The 17,415-nt window shown below is 45.4% G+C and carries 18 protein-coding genes and 1 tRNA gene; 12 read left to right on the top strand and 7 right to left on the bottom strand.

Annotation, left to right across the window (positions count from 1 at the left end):
- Positions 1-296: 296 nt before the first annotated feature.
- The 6 genes from rpsT to GA520_RS08060 all read left to right on the top strand — a co-directional run bounded on the left by rpsT (position 297) and on the right by GA520_RS08060 (position 5,494).
- Entirely contained in the window at positions 297-569 is a 273-nt protein-coding gene (rpsT, locus tag GA520_RS08035) for a 30S ribosomal protein S20 (protein WP_163339345.1), read from the top strand.
- A gap of 186 nt (positions 570-755) precedes the next feature.
- Positions 756-2,261, top strand: coding sequence for an anthranilate synthase component I (trpE, locus tag GA520_RS08040; protein WP_163339344.1), 1,506 nt, complete (start codon positions 756-758; stop codon positions 2,259-2,261).
- Position 2,262: 1 nt separating this feature from the next.
- A complete protein-coding gene (locus GA520_RS08045) occupies positions 2,263-2,865 on the top strand; it encodes an aminodeoxychorismate/anthranilate synthase component II (protein WP_163339343.1) in 603 nt (200 codons plus the stop codon).
- 68 nt (positions 2,866-2,933) lie between these two features.
- Entirely contained in the window at positions 2,934-3,968 is a 1,035-nt protein-coding gene (gene trpD, locus GA520_RS08050; protein WP_163339342.1) for an anthranilate phosphoribosyltransferase, read from the top strand.
- A gap of 29 nt (positions 3,969-3,997) precedes the next feature.
- Positions 3,998-4,771, top strand: coding sequence for an indole-3-glycerol phosphate synthase TrpC (gene trpC / locus GA520_RS08055; protein ID WP_163339341.1), 774 nt, complete (start codon positions 3,998-4,000; stop codon positions 4,769-4,771).
- Between the two features lie 36 nt (positions 4,772-4,807).
- Positions 4,808-5,494 (top strand): phosphoribosylanthranilate isomerase, encoded by a 687-nt coding sequence (locus GA520_RS08060; RefSeq protein ID WP_163339340.1) that lies wholly within the window; start codon positions 4,808-4,810, stop codon positions 5,492-5,494.
- Here GA520_RS08060 and GA520_RS08065 read toward each other — a convergent pair.
- Together GA520_RS08065 and GA520_RS08070 are read right to left on the bottom strand one after the other, a co-directional pair.
- Positions 5,453-6,220 (bottom strand): septal ring lytic transglycosylase RlpA family protein, encoded by a 768-nt coding sequence (locus GA520_RS08065; RefSeq protein ID WP_163339339.1) that lies wholly within the window; start codon positions 6,218-6,220, stop codon positions 5,453-5,455. The two genes, GA520_RS08060 and GA520_RS08065, sit on opposite strands and share 42 nt — an antisense overlap.
- Positions 6,221-6,268: 48 nt before the next feature.
- The gene (locus tag GA520_RS08070; protein WP_163339338.1) at positions 6,269-7,744 is read right to left on the bottom strand and encodes a hypothetical protein; all 1,476 of its coding nucleotides are present in this window, start codon (positions 7,742-7,744) and stop codon (positions 6,269-6,271) included.
- A gap of 131 nt (positions 7,745-7,875) precedes the next feature.
- On the opposite strand from GA520_RS08070, the gene GA520_RS08075 reads away from it, so the two are divergent.
- A tRNA-Thr gene (locus GA520_RS08075) sits at positions 7,876-7,951 on the top strand.
- 357 nt (positions 7,952-8,308) lie between these two features.
- Positions 8,309-8,959 carry a hypothetical protein gene (locus GA520_RS08080; RefSeq protein ID WP_163339337.1) on the top strand — a complete coding sequence of 217 codons (651 nt, stop codon included), beginning with the start codon at positions 8,309-8,311 and terminating at the stop codon, positions 8,957-8,959.
- 57 nt (positions 8,960-9,016) lie between these two features.
- Here the strand turns inward: GA520_RS08080 and GA520_RS08085 are convergent, their stop codons facing one another.
- The 5 genes from GA520_RS08085 to GA520_RS08105 all read right to left on the bottom strand — a co-directional run bounded on the left by GA520_RS08085 (position 9,017) and on the right by GA520_RS08105 (position 12,898).
- Entirely contained in the window at positions 9,017-9,559 is a 543-nt protein-coding gene (locus tag GA520_RS08085; protein ID WP_163339336.1) for a hypothetical protein, read from the bottom strand.
- A 34-nt stretch (positions 9,560-9,593) separates the two neighbouring features.
- On the bottom strand, positions 9,594-10,181 hold the full coding sequence (locus tag GA520_RS08090) for a WG repeat-containing protein (RefSeq protein ID WP_163339335.1): 588 nt from the start codon (positions 10,179-10,181) through the stop codon (positions 9,594-9,596).
- A gap of 152 nt (positions 10,182-10,333) precedes the next feature.
- Positions 10,334-10,861, bottom strand: coding sequence for a GDYXXLXY domain-containing protein (locus GA520_RS08095; RefSeq protein WP_205749330.1), 528 nt, complete (start codon positions 10,859-10,861; stop codon positions 10,334-10,336).
- Positions 10,854-11,924, bottom strand: a complete 1,071-nt coding sequence (locus GA520_RS08100; RefSeq protein ID WP_163339334.1) for a DUF4401 domain-containing protein — start codon at positions 11,922-11,924, stop codon at positions 10,854-10,856. Before GA520_RS08100 ends, GA520_RS08095 begins: the two co-directional genes overlap by 8 nt.
- Positions 11,921-12,898: a DUF2157 domain-containing protein gene (locus GA520_RS08105; RefSeq protein WP_163339333.1), complete on the bottom strand. Its 978-nt coding sequence runs from the start codon at positions 12,896-12,898 to the stop codon at positions 11,921-11,923. Before GA520_RS08105 ends, GA520_RS08100 begins: the two co-directional genes overlap by 4 nt.
- Before the next feature lie 582 nt (positions 12,899-13,480).
- Here GA520_RS08105 and GA520_RS08110 point away from each other — a divergent pair.
- The 4 genes from GA520_RS08110 to GA520_RS08125 all read left to right on the top strand — a co-directional run bounded on the left by GA520_RS08110 (position 13,481) and on the right by GA520_RS08125 (position 17,145).
- Positions 13,481-13,864 carry a hypothetical protein gene (locus GA520_RS08110; protein ID WP_163339332.1) on the top strand — a complete coding sequence of 128 codons (384 nt, stop codon included), beginning with the start codon at positions 13,481-13,483 and terminating at the stop codon, positions 13,862-13,864.
- A 7-nt stretch (positions 13,865-13,871) separates the two neighbouring features.
- A complete protein-coding gene (locus tag GA520_RS08115; RefSeq protein ID WP_163339331.1) occupies positions 13,872-14,228 on the top strand; it encodes a n-acetylglutamate synthase in 357 nt (118 codons plus the stop codon).
- Positions 14,229-14,532: 304 nt separating this feature from the next.
- Complete coding sequence (locus tag GA520_RS08120; RefSeq protein ID WP_163339330.1) at positions 14,533-15,426, top strand: HAD family hydrolase; 894 nt, start codon at positions 14,533-14,535, stop codon at positions 15,424-15,426.
- Between the two features lie 30 nt (positions 15,427-15,456).
- Complete coding sequence (locus GA520_RS08125) at positions 15,457-17,145, top strand: SpoIIE family protein phosphatase (RefSeq protein ID WP_163339329.1); 1,689 nt, start codon at positions 15,457-15,459, stop codon at positions 17,143-17,145.
- The last annotated feature ends 270 nt before the right edge of the window (positions 17,146-17,415 follow it).

The raw sequence follows: 17,415 nt of genomic DNA on the forward strand, positions 1-17,415 counted from the left end.
TTAAAATCTATAAAAAAACAACAACATGCTATATTTAATAGCCCTGTTTATGATGTAAGTCTGAAAAAATGTTTGATTTCTTAAAGTATCTGACAAACGATAAATTGAAACAGGACCGCACGAAATCGTTGCGATATGTGTTGACTTGCAGGGAATAGTATATTATAAATCTCTTCTTTTCCGATAAAAATACGTGCAGGATGGGACGGTAATATTATGTCAGGTCCGCATAAGTAATATGTAACCGGTAAACCCGGTCTAAATATACGAGAGTGATAAACAGGAGGAATTCATTCGTGGCTAATCATAAATCCGCAGAGAAAAGAAATCGTCAATCCCAGGCTCGTCGTCTTCGTAACCGTATGAACAAAACCCGTATGAAGACAGAACTGCGAAAGGTGAATGAACTCATCGCTGCAGGTTCCGAGGAAGAAGCGAAAGCGGCATTGCAACAGGCCATCTCTGTTGTTGCCAAAACAGCGTCAAAGGGCACCATTCACAAGAAAACAGCATCACGTAGTATTTCACGACTCACGAAGCGTGTAAACAAGATGCAGCCTCTTGTCTGATTGCGACCATGCCGACCGGTATAAACCGGGAGTAGGCAGCTGAATTGAAAAGCCGTGGAATCATTGATTCCACGGCTTTTTTTGTTTTCTGCCTCAAGATGCTGGACATTTTTATTATGTTATTGGTATGTTGCCAACTTGAGTAACAAGTTGTTATCCATAAGCTTCAACCCTTTCGTAATCCCCATGTCTGAGAGAAATTATTACCCCGACCTTGCCGGATTTTCCAGCATGCTGGAAGAATCGCGCCTGGTACCGGTATTTACAGAAATCATTGCCGACCTCGATACGCCGCTTACGCTCTTTGCCAAAGTAGCTGAAGACCATAACCACACCTTCCTGTTTGAAAGTATGGAAGGTGGTGAGAAGTGGGGCCGATACTCATTTATTGGGTTTGACCCACTGCTCACGTTTGTATCGAAAGGTGATCAGGTTACCATTACTGAAACTGGTCGCACCGGTATCAGGGAGAAAAGTCTGAAGACAGATCCGCTGGTTTGCCTGAGAAACCTGCTCTCCGACTTTAAGGCAGCAGAGTTGGAGGGGTTGCCGCGTTTTTGTGGTGGTGCTGTCGGTTATCTCGGATACGATATGGTTCGTTTCATGGAGGATCTGCCCGACTCCCATGCAGAGTTGGAATTTCCTGATTCCTCTTTTATGATTCCCCGGATAGTTGTTGCTTACGACAGCCTGAAACAAAAGGTGACCGTGGTCTGCTGGATCAGGGTTGGCGATGAGGGGAACGAAAAACACCTCTACGGTGAGGCACAAAAAGAAATCGATGAGGTGGTCGCCAGACTTCAGGGGCCTGTACCTCATTCATTTCTTCAGGAAGGGAACGGCAAAAGTAAAGATCACCATAACTTTACCTCCAACATGGATAAGGAAAAATTCCATGATATGGTAAAGCGGGCCAAAGAGTATATCAGGGCAGGTGATATCATCCAGGTAGTTCTTTCCCAGCGGTTCCATACCCAGACAGAACTTTCTTCTACCCTTCTGTATCGGGCTCTTCGACATATTAACCCAAGTCCTTATCTGTTTTACCTCAAGTTAGGTGGGATCGTGCAGATAGGATCTTCGCCGGAGATTCTGGTTCGCAAGGAGGGAGATACCATTGAGCTGAGACCAATTGCCGGCACCAGGAAAAGAGGGGTCACAGAAGAAGAAGACCTCGCACTCGAAAAAGAGCTGTTGGCCGACCCAAAAGAATGCGCAGAACATCTCATGTTGGTTGATCTGGGCAGAAATGACGTTGGACGTGTAGCAAGGGGTGGAGAAGTTGAAGTGCGCGACCTGCTGGTCATTGAACGTTATAGCCATGTGATGCATATTGTTTCTGGTGTGCATGGAGTTATTGCCGAAGACAAGGATCAGTTCGATCTGATGGCTGCCTGCTTTCCGGCAGGGACAGTCAGTGGCGCACCAAAAATCAGGGCTATGGAGATAATTGATGAGCTGGAACCTGAAAGGCGTGGTCCATACGCCGGTTCTGTAGGATATTTCGGCTTTTCAGGCAATATGGATTTCTGCATCACCATCCGTACGTTCATTAAGAAAGGCAAGAACCTGTATGTCCAGGCGGGAGCCGGTATTGTGGCCGATTCCGATCCTGAGAAAGAGTATGAGGAAACCATAAATAAGTCCATGGGGCTGCGTAGGGCACTGGAACTGGCTGAAAAGGGTTTTTAAGATGCTTGTATTAATAGATAATTACGATTCATTCACTTATAATATTGTACAGACCATCATGGGTAATTTTCGTGATGAAGGGGTGGATGAGGAAATCAAGGTATTCCGTAACGACAAGATCACCGTTAAGGAAATTGAACAACTCAATCCCCGTCGACTACTTATTTCCCCCGGGCCATGTACACCGCAGGAAGCAGGTATCTCAATAGAGGCTATCACGTACTTCAGTGGACGCCTGCCTATACTCGGTGTTTGTTTGGGTCACCAGTCTATGGGTGAGGCGTTTGGCGGAAAGACAATCCGTGCTTCACGTATCATGCATGGAAAAACGAGTCCCATGCACCACGACGGTAAGGGTGTTTTCACGGATCTGCCCGATCCTTTTGACGGTATGCGTTATCATTCACTCATTGTAGATGAAGAGACGTTACCGGGTTGTCTGGAAATAACCTGCCGGACAGATGAAGGTGAACTTATGGGACTTCGTCATAAGGAACTGCCCATTGAGGGGGTTCAGTTTCATCCGGAGTCAATAATGACCCCGGCAGGCATCAGATTGTTAAAGAATTTCATGGATGAAGATTATCCGGAAATGTTGAGGTAAAGTCGTTCGCCAAGATAGGTGGCTATTATATATCGAGTCTATAAAGAGAAGGCACACAGAGGTTTAGGATGGATATTCGCGAAGGTATACGGAGGGTAGTCGAAAAGGGTAGTTTAACAGAAGCTGAGATGCAGGAGGTGATGAACCAGGTTATGGGCGGGGAGGCCACTTCCGCTCAGATCGGATCGTTTATTACTGCACTTCGTATGAAAGGTGAATCCATTGATGAGATTGTAGGTGCTGTAAAAGTAATGCGCCAAAAAGCGACCTTTGTCGATACGGGTGTCGATACCGCAGGCGGGGAAACCCTGATGGATATCGTCGGGACCGGTGGTGACGGTGCGGGTACCTTTAATGTTTCAACCACAACCTCATTTATCGTTGCCGCAGCCGGGATTCCTGTCGCGAAACATGGTAACCGGGCGGTTTCCTCAAAATGCGGAAGTGCTGATGTGCTGGAGGCGCTCGGCGTTAACCTCAGTATGCCAGCTGAAAAGGTCGCCGAGTGTGTCAAAACAGTGGGTATCGGTTTCCTGTTTGCCCCGATGCTTCATGGTGCCATGAAACACGCCATCGGACCACGACGTGAAATAGGTATCCGTACAGTCTTTAATGTGTTGGGGCCAATGACCAACCCGGCCGGGGCAAATGTTCAGCTGACTGGTGTTTTTGCCAAGGAGCTGACATCAATACTGGCAGAGGTTCTGGTTCGTCTGGGCATGAAGCGAACCCTGGTAGTCTGGGGTGAGGGTAATCTTGATGAGATGACCATTACCGGTGAGACGTATGTTGCAGAAGGCAAAGACGGGAAGGTCTCTGAGTATGTTATAACCCCTGAGGATTGCGGCCTTCAGCGAGCCACGATGGAACAGATAAAAGGTGGTGCAACTCCGGAAGAGTCAGCCGATCAGGTTCGTGCAGTGCTGAGGGGAGAGGAGGGGCCTAAGCTGGACATGGTGCTTCTTAATAGTGCAGGAGCACTTCTGGCTGCAGATAAAGTCGGTACCCTCACAGAAGGCGTCGAGATGGCCCGGCAGCTCGTTTCCTCAGGAAAAGCGCTGGACAAACTGCAGCAGCTGATTACGTTTTCAGCAAATAATTGATCCTGCCGTAACAAGGTGCAAAAGAAAGTATGATTCTTGATACAATTGTTGAGAAGAAAAAGGAAGAAGTAGCCCAATTACATAAATCCGGCATTCTCCTGCCAGAACAGTTTCGTGAGAAAGAGATTGCGGCACCCCGTGGTTTTATAAGAGCATTGACAGAATATGTTGGCGTCTCCATTATTGCGGAAGCTAAAAAGGCATCCCCTTCAAAAGGGGTTATCAGCCCGGATTTTGATCCGGTTGCCATTGCCGTAAACTACGAGAAATGCGGTGCGCAGGCTCTATCGGTGCTTACAGATGTGGATTTCTTTCAGGGGCAGCTTTTGTATCTTATGCAGGTTCGGGAGGCCGTGAAATTGCCGGTAATTCGAAAGGATTTTATTATCGACAGCTTACAGGTTCGCGAGGCCCAGGCCCACGGTGCTGATGCTATCCTGCTCATAGCCGCCATACTCGATCTATACCAACTCCGGGATCTCCGTCAGCAGGCTGAACAATATGACATGGATGTGTTAGTAGAGGTTCATAATGAACAGGAGCTTGAGGTGACACTTGAAAGCGGGGCAGCTCTTGTCGGTATCAACAACAGGAACCTGAAAGATTTCACGATGGACCTGAACACCACCTTTCGTCTCAAAAAGTTAATTCCGGAGGGAACTCCGGTGGTCAGCGAGTCCGGTCTCAAGTCAAAAGAAGATATAGATCGTCTTGCCGACGAGGGCATTGCCGCAGCTCTGATCGGTGAGTCGTTGATGAGAGCGGGTAGTTCCGGCACACTGTTAAGCGAATTACGTTCATAACGAGTCTTCGGGCGTGAACTAATTAAGGATAGATTAATGCAGAGAAGAACACGGATCAAGGTGTGCGGTACAACAACTCTTCATGATGCAACAGCTGCAATCGATTGCGGAGTGGATGCGTTGGGCTTCATCTTTGTCGATTCGAGTCCCCGGTATATCTCGCCGGAGAAAGCACGTGAAATCACGATGAGACTACCACCATTTGTTCATTTTGTCGGCGTGTTTGTGGATCAGGACCCGGTGGAAATAAAAGAGATATCACGATACTGCAATCTCTCAACCATTCAACTGCATGGCAAGGAAACACCGGACTATTGCCAGGTACTCCGTAAGACGGCCTCTCCGTGTACCGTCATTAAGGCCTTTCGGGTTGGGGCCGATTCTTCAGCTGGTGATTTCAAAAAATATAGTGATTTCGTAGATGGCTACCTTCTGGATACCTATGTGAAAGGACAGGAGGGAGGTACCGGAGAGGTTTTCGACTGGTCTGTGATCGAGTCACTCAAACTCGATCTTCCCTTTATGTTGGCCGGAGGTCTAACCCCCGAGAATGTTGAAGCTGCCGTGTCCTCTGTAAGACCTTATGGGATTGATATAAATTCAGGAGTCGAAAAAGAACCTGGAGTAAAAGACCATGAAAAGCTTTTCAGCCTCATTCAGAGGGTTCTCGAGTTCGACCGATTATCTGGCAACAACGAAGGCTCCGGTGTAACCATGGCGTAAAAGGGCTTTTTCTGCCCTGCGAGCCTTATCCAACTCTTTTCCCGCATAGAGCTGTACTCGGTAAAAGGTCTTTCCCGGACCAAAATATTTCTGAATGATGGTGGTATGTCCAGCGTTTGTGAATCGTTTTTGCAAGTTAATAGCGTTTTGGCGGCGGGAGAACGAACCGATCTGGATGTAAAACTCCCCGTGTCGAAGATCAGGCAAGCCGGGGCCTTTACCATTTTGGGCTAAGGCTGTTTCCCTGGCCATCGCAACAATACGTACCCTAGCCGTTCCTTTACCCACCATATCGAGTTGTTTGGCCGCTTTGTAACTAAGGTCAATTACCCGTCCACGTACAAATGGTCCTCGGTCATTTATCCGTACCACCACTTCACGTTTATTGTCAATGTTCTGCACCAGCAACACGGTGTTCATGGGCAGGGTTTTGTGGGCGGCGGTCATATGGAACATATCATACCGTTCCCCGTTCGATGTGGGACGACCATGAAAATCCGGTCCATACCAGGAGGCAATACCCTCTTCAACATACCCTTTCGATGTCGGTATGGGAAAATAGGTTACCCGTTCGATAACATACGGTTTTTGAGTCGGATGGATGCGGCAGAAAGATTCTGTGGCTAGAACAGAATTGAGGAGAAAGAGCAGTGAGGAAGTCAGGGCAAAAAATGTTTTTACCGATGGCCGTCCAGCCGGATAGAAGAAGGAAAAAAAGCCTGTCATTATAAATGTTCTCAAACAGAAGAGTGTATCGGGTAACTCTCAGAGGTTTTATTGCTCCTGAGATGTATTCGATATACCCCGGCCGAGAAAATTGCGGATCCTTTGCTCGTAAAAAAGACCGGCAGGGCCTGTCGTATGCGGGGTGTAGGGGCGCATTCCGCCATCGGGTGCCGGTGTCGTAAGTGAGTCATACCTGATCGTTTCGTCTTCATCTATCCAGGAAAGAGAATAATTGAGTATGGGACGCATGACGACCAGCCTGTTGCTCTCATCAATCCCGGTCAAAACCTCTTCCCATCTTCTTGTAGAATAACCTTTATACCATATTCCCGGCAATATATCGCCGGTAATTTTGTCGGCCATTGTGGGCGGGAGCTCCTCATTGGCATAGTCAAGATTGTGTTCGAGTAGTTGTTCGAGTTCAGCACTTCCTTGAACGGTTAACCTGTCCCAATTCTCATAATCATCGAGATCTGAGCGCAGGAGGTGGGTCGTAGAGTCGTTAAACGCCCACTGGGCGTGACAAACCTGGCACTGTACACGGTTGTTGAATTTATGCGCCGGGTGGCTCATGAGGGGCAGCGGATGAAGATTCCCTGAACGTCTTGATGTGTAAGTGAAAGTACCATTTTCCCCAGATACACCTTGCGGCAAATGTAGTTCAAGTTTTTTCCCGTCATGACAGGACTCACACGTTACAGGTTGATTGCTCCCGCTCTTCATCAGTTCAACACCTGAATGGCAATCAATGCATTCCATTCCTCTTTGGTGATGAATATCCGGTACCAGTTGGTGGTACTCCACACCGTAAGGGCGTGAGTTACGGTTGGTATAATAAGGAGTCCTGTATTCAATATTAAGGTCGTGTTCATAACGACCGTAATAATCGGCTCCGACATAGTTGCCATAATGACATGACAAGCATTGTTCATCAGTTGGTTGATCAAGAAATTTGTGGTCTGCAAGTTCCTTGTCCTTGTATCCCAGATGGCAGGCGGCACATCCTGTACCATGAATTGTGGCAGGGTAGGATTCTCCAGGATAATAGAGATGACAGCTCAGGCAGCGTCTGCGCAGCATGTCATCTATCAGCTCCAGGCTGTTTGCCGGATCTTCATGTACCGGGACATCTGTTAAAGAGGGAAGGTCTTCGGTTGCCCCATAGGTTTTACGAATCAGGTTCACCTTGTTTTTCAAGGTAAGGTGCGGGCTCTGTGCCACTCCTCGATACTCTTTATCATGACATTGGCCACAACTGCTTTCCATATGATCAGGATGGGCGGGATAGGGAATAAGTTGTATGTGGGCGAGTTCAAGCCTGTCCTGGGTACTATCACCTCCATGACAGGAGGTGCATTCAAATTCATGACTACTTCCGGTATGATCCTGTTCGTGGCATGTAACACATGAACCGAAAGTCCGTTCCTTTTCGCTTGTGCACCCTCCCAATAAAAGTAGAATGGAAACAGTGAGTAAGCAGTAAGGCAGGAACGTATATCCTGATCTCTTTATCCTGGATGGCATAATAGGGAGGGCTGTAACATGTTTGAATTATGACCTAAAAAATCATCTTTTCTCGGGACTCTCTGATCTGCCTTTTATATTTCATTATAGTTGAATTTTCAATAATTACCTGCTATATAGGCAGAGCTAAAGCCAGCATAGCTCAGTTGGTAGAGCGACGCTCTCGTAAAGCGTAGGTCACCAGTTCGATCCTGGTTGCTGGCTCCAAGTTATTTCAAAGGGTTACAGATCATGTCTGTAACCCTTTTGTCGTTTAGGTGTCCGTAGTTACCCATTTGAGATATCATTTACGTAACCGTTACTTTCTTTCATCCTTATATTAAAACTCTTCATATTGTTTTGTTATTACTAATATTCCGCCATTATAATGAACCGTATATAGAAATAAAAGGGGATAACTCTCCTCAAATATAGAGCGGCTTACTCAGGCATGCCCAAAAAGGTATTACTCCCTGGTTGGAATCAGCGGAATGATTACATTCAGTAAAAGCCAAGAGTGTGGTAAAAGAACACTTAAAATGAAGAACTTTGTTTTTATTTCAGATCGAAAAAAGGAGTTTTGCAGTGTCACTCTTTTCATATCCCCACAACAACAGTTTTCCGTTACCGATCCACTCTCGTTTCATTATTTTTCTTGGATGTCTGCTTGTTGCCGTCCTTTATCATGCAAATGCCCAGGCCTATGACATAATGACAGGTGGAGATGGGCATATGGAACATTATGATAAAAAATGCGCTCATCTGAACGGCACAATGGAAAGAGTTCTGCCGGGATTTAAGGTCGTCAACAAACTGTCCTTGGCATTTTTTGGTGGCATTGCTGATAATACAGCCCTGTGTTTGACCACTCTGCAGGAACCCGGTGGTGTCTGGGTCGACAGTCTGGCCTTTGTCATAACCGAGTTGGAAGGTATGGTATTGGAGGAAATCACAACTCCTGTAGGCACAAAGACGGAGTCGCTCGAGTCCTGCTGGCCCCAAGGTGTGTTTTTTGATGATTATAACGGTGATAAGATGAATGATATCTTGCTCATGATCTCATGCTTCGTCAAGAAGACCGACATGCCCGAGAATGATAATGTTGTCTACATCTCAACTATTAGTGAAGGCCTCATCTGGAGACGTCAACAGGAAGAATTCAACAGAGTTGTTGCGGATTTCTCCGATCCAGAACTTGCTGCAGCATCACTTAGATCATTTTTTTTAAAAAAGTAATTTTCTGGGACAAACTGGTGGGAGGCTGGTGGCTGGTATTGGTGTTGCCAGATAAAATCATAACCTGAAAAAGCTAAGACTGTTTGTTTTATGATTCCAATATATATGAAAGGAATCGCATAAATCATCGTAGAGTTTCAATCCCTTACATCTTTCAGATGTCTTATATCCCACAGGGTTTTCACCGAGCTCTTCAAAAAGATCATATTTTTGATCCTCCATCATGAGTCGTGGAGTATTACTGCACAAAGCGACCTGTGACGTTGGATCACCTAAACCAAATCTTAAGGTTTCTGTACTTGAAGAGTTTTGCTGTGGTCCTACCCATAAGAATAACAGAACGTCATCTTTTTCAATCCCAATAATGGCGGCATCCTCGATGCTGTCGCAATTAATATCTGCTAACACAATCAATTCACTCTGCCATGACACCTGGGGGAAATTTTGAGAAGCAATATTTACTATTCGGTGCTCTGTTTCACTGGCCCCGTTTTTAAAGACAAAACCTGCGAATTCGGAAGAAGCTGCCTCAACATGGAAAAAGTAACCAAGACAACACCCCACAAATAGTATTGGCAGATAGAGGACAATGCGCTTCATTTTTTTCCAGCTGAAAAATGAGGTGGTGCGAAGATTATCTAATGTTTTCTTCTATTATTTTTTGAAGCTCAGATCTGCTGAGAGTCATGGGTATTATAACTTCACCCTCTCTGTTAATGAGCCCCCACCGTCCCCCTGACAGTATTCGATGCTCTCCGTCAGGTTTTTCTTCGCATCCGTTGCACACAATGGAATGGCCGTTTTCAAAAGGATAGGCAAAATCATATTTCGGCATTATTACAACATCTAAGGTAGTGTTTACAAACCCATATTTGCCATGGTTTTTTACTCTCGCCAGACCTTCAACAAATTCATCAGGGCCGTTGTCAGAGGAAAGAGTCTCCACAAGTACCCTTTGCTTGGAGACAAAGAATACCCTTACTACTGTGTCCTCAACGAGAAATAAATAGCTGGGTTGTCCTGATGAAAAATCAAAATTATCAAAATGATTTTCTTTTAATACCAGGATTCCATCTTCGAAACTATCCACACAGTCACCCTGCGATATGACTTCACTCTGGGTATTTTGGGCAGTTAGTCTGGCAGCATAAAAGCATTCATAGGCAAATACAGTGTTGGTGGAAAGTAAAAAAAACAGTGATGCAAAAACTAAATGCTTCATGCTCTGACCCTTTTTGATTTTAACACTGTTTCAGGTGACATGTATGAATAATCGGTTTTGAAGAGTGTGAAAAATGGTTATAACCAGCATAAAGGAAACCTGCTCCAGCTTCCCTGGAATCATCCGCTGCTGTATTTTCAAATTCCAAGCAGTTATTTATTATATTTTGTCGGCCCAACTTGCTTTAAATCCTTATCAAACATAGCCACCAGCAATACCTCCCCTTTTGCGTCTACTCGAAACTGACCATATCTCGCCGGTTCATAATAATCACTATGCCCTTCCTGGAAGAAAAAAGCGTTGGTTGCAAATTTCACTGCGCCTTGGCGCACCCGGTATTGTATAAGAATTTCATTTTCAGCTAGCGGCTGATCGTTGTAAATATATTTAAAAGATCCGATGTTTCTCTCATCCAGTTCAACTACCACATACCCATCAGTGGCCTTGACATCATGACGCCAGCGCTTTTCGCCCATTTTAGGCAAGGCGTTATATACTTCATTCGCCACACTAAAGCGCAGGGCCATATAGTCACCCTGCATCAAGGATCTAGGATCCACTGGAGCAAGGTCAAGATAAACAATTGTACCACTTGCCAATTGGACTTCTTTTTTATAGATAGACCAGTTCATTAATGCCAGAACTATTACCATGGTAATGAGAGCGACCTTGTTAAACACGATAAACCTCCTTTTCCACAGGCATCATGCGTAACACAAAAAAACGAATGGCTAAAAGTACCAGGCCAATAATGAGTAGTGTCAGGGCCTTTACCAACAGGCTTCTTTCAAGCAGATAGTAGTAGGCTGAAATGTTGAAAAGCAGGGACGCAATCCCCAGGCCGAGAAGTACTCGATTACTGCGGCTAAAGCCGAGCAGTATTATCACCATTCCGGAAGTTATCCCCTGTGCTTCAATTGAAACAAAACCAAGAAGAAATGTACCTAGCAAAGCCGTGATCGAAAAAGAGCTTGTTAGAGCTTGACCGCCATGTTGCAATAAACGCAAAACCACATACACCAGAACGACTACCGATAGAATTTCTCCCATCCAGGGTTGTGTCCATATCTCGGCTGAACCATTTTCATTCAACCAGTCCATAGCCATCCGATCATACACCAGGGCTCCTTTTTGCTGGATCTGGGCCAACACCAGCCCATAACCAATAGCCTGTAATTCTGAAATATACGATGGATATTTCAACTCATTGAACCAGCACCAGGCAGCCAGGAACATGACAATGCTACCCATAATATAGGGTATTCCGAAGAAAGCCAATGTAATGGAAAAAGCAATACATGCCAGCCAGGAGGAAAAAACCCGGTGGGTAAAGCTGGGAATAAAGGCGGCCAGAAATAGTTGGACACATGCAACAGGCAGCCAGAATTTTTCATCGAACTCATTTGTTATCTTAAAGATGCCCCAAACCAGCAAAGCCTGCCCTGCCAGGCTCAAAGCAAGGGCAAGATGCTCAAAAAATTCATTCTTAGAAATTCTCAAAAGAGCATAGGCGCCTCCAATCATCATTCCAGCTGAAATAATTGAGGCCACAGCGTTTTCCACCATAAAAAAAAGCACCGCACCTATAAAACAGAGGAGAAAGAGAGCAGCCAGCCAGCCGGAAAATGCCAGCAGTAGTTTGGCATACCAGGGGGAATCAAGATTGTTTGCATCGGGCAACTCTCCTTTGACTAATCCTGCCTGTAACAAGGTCGCCCACATCCCGTCTCGTTGCTTACTCATGACACCATCTCCCTGTGCACATTTTTCAACCACACAGCAGCCCCTGTCCCCAAACCAATGATAACCACCGTAAGTAACAGGGCGCCGAATCCATCAAAAGCATCAACTTCAAGCAAATGTTTGGAGAGAAAGGTCACAATCACCACCATCACTGACAAGCAACCAATAGCCAACATAAAAAGATCGGCAATTTTCTTCCGGTAAATCACATACCCCCCCGCAAGCCAAACTATCCATATCAGCCAGGAGATGACACCATCAGCGCTGTAATTATTAATTGCAATCAGGACAAGCCAGGTAATGGGGAAGACACCTCCAATAGCTACAAGACGGAGTGCCCAGCGCTCAGCTGACCACTGTTGCATCCTTGTCAGAGTTTCCCATACAACCAAGACGAAAGTGTTAAGAATACCTACAATCCAAATCAACTCACTTTCGGAACTGAACAGTATTCCAAATACCCCGCCAAATGTCTGGTAGAAGAGGATAAGGGACACATTCACCAGCGACAGCCAGACAATCCAGATTGCAGCAAAACGGCCAATAACCGCCCAGGGCAGCATTAATATTGCCCAGTTGCAAAAAAGCTGCCATGGGTCTGCTCCTGTCTGGTAGGTCTGGCCAAAAAGCGCCAGTAATACTCCGAGAAAAATGGCTGCCATGAGAAGAGCTACTTTGGCTATCACCTTATCTTTATCAAAATAGCAGTATGTCACAATGGCCAGAACAAGGGCCGCTTCTACCATGCCAAACTTGGCAAAACGTCCAAGTTCAGTCCAGTTGTACGCTATGAAAAACAACACCGCAAAGGCAAGAGCCAGGCCTCCCAACCACAACAGGAAGTGGTCTATGAATTTCCGCCAGGCACTGCCATTAGGGATGACATGTAAAACAATCAGGGCCTCGGGTATCTGCTCTTCATGGATCGTATTATTTTTAATAAGTTCAATGATCAGGTTACGAGCTGTATTCATAATTCCTCAGGTAGGTGATAAGAAGTTACTTTGTAAACCAGCCTTTATGTTTCTGCAATGTTCATCCAAACAGCCATCAATTCTTACAAACCTGTTTTTTTTCCAGCCTCCATTTCAACCAATATTAAATATTCCACGAGAATATCAATTTTTTCAGGGAAAAAACTGTTTCTCTCCAGTATTTTGCCACAATTGGTATCTTGGATGCATTTACCATATACTTCAATGACCATTTTGCAGTACTGTGTCCCATCGTTTTTCCGATCCAGAGTGGGGTGAACCCGGTACATTTAGTAAAGTCCCGGATAAGTAAATTTCACATCTTACAGAAGCTCATCTCGCTCTTTCTTATACACTGGAGAAATGAGAAAAACGTTTGTACTTGTAAAAGCATATACAATTACATGTTACCCTTCTGCCCAATCTCAGCGTTCCGGCTAAGTTATTTATTCTGCGAATATCGTACATATACGTGCGGTAAATAATGAAGTCACGCCTCGATATTGAACAGAATGCTGAGCTTCAGGATGGAAACTAACAATATTCACTTAAAGATGTTGTACTAAAAGATTGGTGTCAGCTATGCAAGATTTATGTCTGGAGCAACTGGTCGAGTTGGACCTATTGGCCAAGATTGGTGAGGTTTTAGGATTGGCTGGAGTAAATATTGAGGGTCTTTCCATGAGCTCTTTTAAGGAGCAAAGTGTCATACATTTCGTAGTAGAAGACGCTGCAAAAGCAAAAAAAGTCCTTGAAAGAAGAGGCTTCAAGGTCAAGGAAATTACTGATGTTTTTGTTTTAGACAAAGATCAAGTGGGCATTACGGGTAAGTCGGGATCATTCGGAGAGATCTGCAAAACATTAGCTGATAATGGGGTTCAAGTGAATTTCGGTTACCCTGCTGAGAATAATCGTTTCATTTTTGGAGTTTCTGATGTGAAAAAGGCTGAAGAATTATTCAGATAAAAAAGTCATGAAATATAAATTAGAAGGTAAGACATTTCAATCTATTGAAAACATGGTGAATGGGGAAGTGAGTTCGGATACGTTTTTCCATTATCACCAGTCTGGAGAGCTCATTACGGCTGACTATTCTGGTGGGAAAATTGTTCAAGGCCATTTACTAGGTAAAATGTTGGATAATGGAGATTTGACATTCAGCTACCATCACCTCAACACAGATGGGGAACTTATGTTTGGTAAATGCACTTCGAGCCTTGAGGTGTTGCCTGATGGGAGGTTGAAATATATTGAACAATGGCAATGGCTGACGGGCGATAGGTCACAAGGAACCTCCCAGATAGTAGAGATTAACTCAAAGGATTATTAATGAGTTACAATCGTAAACAGGGAGGGGGCTATGTGGAATTTCAATAACCAGTATCAAATAACAGAGATTTTCCTGCAGCCTCGAAGTTTTCTGCTTACCGCACTCAATTCGCTTTTGTTACCTGTTCCTCTCGAAAAGGTTCAGTTTGAGGCTTTTCATCATGGTAAATGGAACCGGAACATATTTATAGTAGAGTCGTTGTTATAGTATCCTGGTAACATAAGGTGATCCGGTAGAACGGTCGGCTGGTTGATTTTGGATTAAACGTGATCTGAATTGTGTTTACCAAGGATAACTTGAAATTATGAATAGAACAATTACCGGTCTTTTCGTGACTGACCTGGATGGAACGCTCCTGACAGACAAGCGTGACATCCTGAAACAAGAAATGGATAATCTTGAGCGGCTCCGTCAGCTGAATATAGGTGTGGCTATTGCCACCGGGCGTTCGCTTTTCTCATTTAATCGATTACTGGAGGGGGATGACTCCCTTAAAGCTGGAGTTTTGCGCGGGGTTGATTATGTGATTTTCTCAACCGGGGCGGGACTCCTGGATCTGGGTACAGATGAGATCCTGCAATCCCATTCTCTCAGCGTAGATGATGTCCTGAATATTTCGGAGTATCTTGAGGGACTGGGTGTTGACTATATGGTTCATGCACCCATCCCGGAAACCAGAAAATTTGTCTACAGGTCCCAGGGGAAGAATAATCCCGATTTTAGCAGGCGTATTGAACTCTACTCTGAATTTGGGGAATCTGTAGATAAGGTACGTCGCTCACGGGTAAAAGGTTTTGGCGGAGCGACCGAGGTGCTCTGCATTGCAAGCCGTGAGCGTGGCCACGAACTCGCACAGAAAATTGCAGCGGAACTCGAAGAATTCAGTGTGATTATGGCAACGTCGCCACTGGATAAGCAATCTGTCTGGATCGAGATTTTCCATTCTCTTGTTTCAAAATCAGCTTCTGTGGAATGGCTGGCCAGCTCTTTAGGGCTTACCCAGGAATATGTATGCGGGGTCGGTAACGATTATAACGATCAGGATATGCTGCAATGGAGCGCTCACAGTTTTATCGTTGAAAACGGTCCCTCCTCTATGAAAGATGATTATGTTACTGTTTCTTCTAACAACGATGGCGGTGTTTCTGAGGCCATTTCAAGGTGGCTTGAGGATGGAACGTTCTTGTGTTCTGAATAAGTTAAAGCGAGTCAATACCAACTGGTAATTATGGAAAAACCGGCAGAGAAGAGAATTAGGGAACTCGAGGTCGAGATCGAGCACTTGAGGTGTAAAACTGCAGAAATCGATGAGTTGAAGGCGAAGCTTTTGAAAACGGAAAAGAAGGTCGCCGATCTTCAGTTATGTGAGAGGCAGGCATCCGGCAATATTTGGAGCGAAAACTGCCAGGAGCGAATGCAAACCCTTAAGGCTCTTAAGATGTCTCGACTGATAGTTGAGAAGAGCCCTGTCATCCTGTTTCGTAGAAGAGCAGGAGAGCGAGCCAAACTTGAATATGTTTCTGAGAATCTGAGCCAGTTCGGATATTCACCTGACGAATTTTTAGATGGGTCCATCCAGTTCAGGGATATCGTTTACCACGAAGACCGTGAAAGGGTCAGTAAAGAGATCAGCAGATACGCTGAGGAGGACGTTGAGGAATACACAATGTATTACCGATGTGTTACCCGCGACGGGGATGTTCGTTGGGTGATGGACAAGACAAGTGTCGTTCGTGATGAGGATGGAAATAAAACACATAATCAGGGTGTGCTCTTTGATATTACTGAACGGAAACTGGCACAGGACGCCCTGAAAAAGAGTGAACAGAAGTATCGCCGGATAGTGGAGACTGCGGCAGAAGGTTTTGTACTGATGGATGTGAATCTCAAAATTACTGACGTAAACAAAGCATACTGCAGGATGCTTGGTTATACCAGGGATGAGCTGATCGGCAAGACAACCATGGATATAGCGACCGAAGAGTTTAAGGCCTATTTTATCCAAAATCGTGATGAAGTACTTGCTCAGGAGTACAGAGTTTTCGAAGCTTCAGCTCTCACAAAGAGTGGGAAAACCATCCCGCTTATTATTCATGGAAGTACCCTGAGGGATGATGCTGGTACAATTATTGGTCATATGGCATTTGTAACGGACATGACGGTTCACAAACAGGCACTTATGCTGGCCAGTGAGGTCCAGAAAAGCCTGCTGCCTCGGGAAAGTATCCGACTACATGGTTTTGATATTGCAGGGAGAAACGTTTCCTGTGACGAGGTCGGCGGTGATTATTTCGATTTTATTTTTCGCAGGCAGGCAGGAACAGAGCCGTTGAATGTGGCGGTGGGGGATATCTCCGGTCATGGTGTCGACTCAGCACTGCTTATGACAACTGCCCGAGCTTTCCTGAGAATGCGCGCCTCACAGCCGGGATCGATTTCCGACATAATCAGTGCTATGAATAGCCATCTTGTTCGCGATGTCTCTGATTCCGGACGATTTATGACCCTGTTTTACCTCTCGATTGATCCTGTAGCACGAGAGTTGGGCTGGGTGCGTGCCGGACATGACCCGGCTTTACTTTTCGATAGTGATTCCGGTGAATTTGAGGAACTCAAAGGTGCCGGTATTGCCCTGGGGGTGGAGATTGATATCAGTTATGGCGAGTATCGGAAAAAAGATATTCATGAGGGGCAGATCATAGCCATCGGCACTGATGGCTTATGGGAGGCCTCTAATAACGATGGAGAGATGTTCGGCAGGCAGCGTTATAAAGATGTTATCAGGAAAAACGCCGGGAAGAGCGCAGAACAGATCCTTAATGCCGTCTATGACGAATTAAACCTCTTTACCCTGGGGAAGCGGCCAGAGGATGATGTAACCCTGGTGGTTATTAAAGTCGGGGAAGGTGTCGAGTAGATATTGCCCCTCGAATATTGATTATCCAGAGTGCCTGTCCTCACCGCTCGCATCCTTCAACCTGTCGTCCGTTGAGGCACTTGTCACAGATCGTCCGGAAGATTTTAAAGAGCACGGGTTTGTCCGGACACCCGGAATACTTGCTGATGACGCTTTTCGTTCCTGGTGAGGATCCCAGACAGTGATCACCTTAAACTGCAAGAGATGGTGCTTAGAAATACAGGTGGTAAAGCGGTTCGAATCAGCGGGAATGAGAATGTAATTGATCAA

It is taken from the genome of Desulfopila sp. IMCC35008 (genome assembly GCF_010646885.2).
Classification (GTDB): domain Bacteria; phylum Desulfobacterota; class Desulfobulbia; order Desulfobulbales; family Desulfocapsaceae; genus Desulfopila.

Bases quoted from the DNA above. Each gene is read 5' to 3' on its own strand.
- trpD (WP_163339342.1), top strand. From the start codon at position 2,934: ATGGATATTCGCGAAGGTATACGGAGGGTAGTCGAAAAGGGTAGTTTA.
- GA520_RS08070 (WP_163339338.1), bottom strand. From the start codon at position 7,744: ATGCCATCCAGGATAAAGAGATCAGGATATACGTTCCTGCCTTACTGC.
- GA520_RS08120 (WP_163339330.1), top strand. From the start codon at position 14,533: ATGAATAGAACAATTACCGGTCTTTTCGTGACTGACCTGGATGGAACG.
- GA520_RS08115 (WP_163339331.1), top strand. From the start codon at position 13,872: ATGAAATATAAATTAGAAGGTAAGACATTTCAATCTATTGAAAACATG.
- GA520_RS08105 (WP_163339333.1), bottom strand. From the start codon at position 12,898: ATGAATACAGCTCGTAACCTGATCATTGAACTTATTAAAAATAATACG.
- GA520_RS08065 (WP_163339339.1), bottom strand. From the start codon at position 6,220: ATGACAGGCTTTTTTTCCTTCTTCTATCCGGCTGGACGGCCATCGGTA.
- GA520_RS08125 (WP_163339329.1), top strand. From the start codon at position 15,457: ATGGAAAAACCGGCAGAGAAGAGAATTAGGGAACTCGAGGTCGAGATC.
- GA520_RS08085 (WP_163339336.1), bottom strand. From the start codon at position 9,559: ATGAAGCGCATTGTCCTCTATCTGCCAATACTATTTGTGGGGTGTTGT.
- GA520_RS08100 (WP_163339334.1), bottom strand. From the start codon at position 11,924: ATGAGTAAGCAACGAGACGGGATGTGGGCGACCTTGTTACAGGCAGGA.
- trpE (WP_163339344.1), top strand. From the start codon at position 756: ATGTCTGAGAGAAATTATTACCCCGACCTTGCCGGATTTTCCAGCATG.
- GA520_RS08060 (WP_163339340.1), top strand. From the start codon at position 4,808: ATGCAGAGAAGAACACGGATCAAGGTGTGCGGTACAACAACTCTTCAT.
- GA520_RS08090 (WP_163339335.1), bottom strand. From the start codon at position 10,181: ATGAAGCATTTAGTTTTTGCATCACTGTTTTTTTTACTTTCCACCAAC.
- GA520_RS08110 (WP_163339332.1), top strand. From the start codon at position 13,481: ATGCAAGATTTATGTCTGGAGCAACTGGTCGAGTTGGACCTATTGGCC.
- GA520_RS08045 (WP_163339343.1), top strand. From the start codon at position 2,263: ATGCTTGTATTAATAGATAATTACGATTCATTCACTTATAATATTGTA.
- trpC (WP_163339341.1), top strand. From the start codon at position 3,998: ATGATTCTTGATACAATTGTTGAGAAGAAAAAGGAAGAAGTAGCCCAA.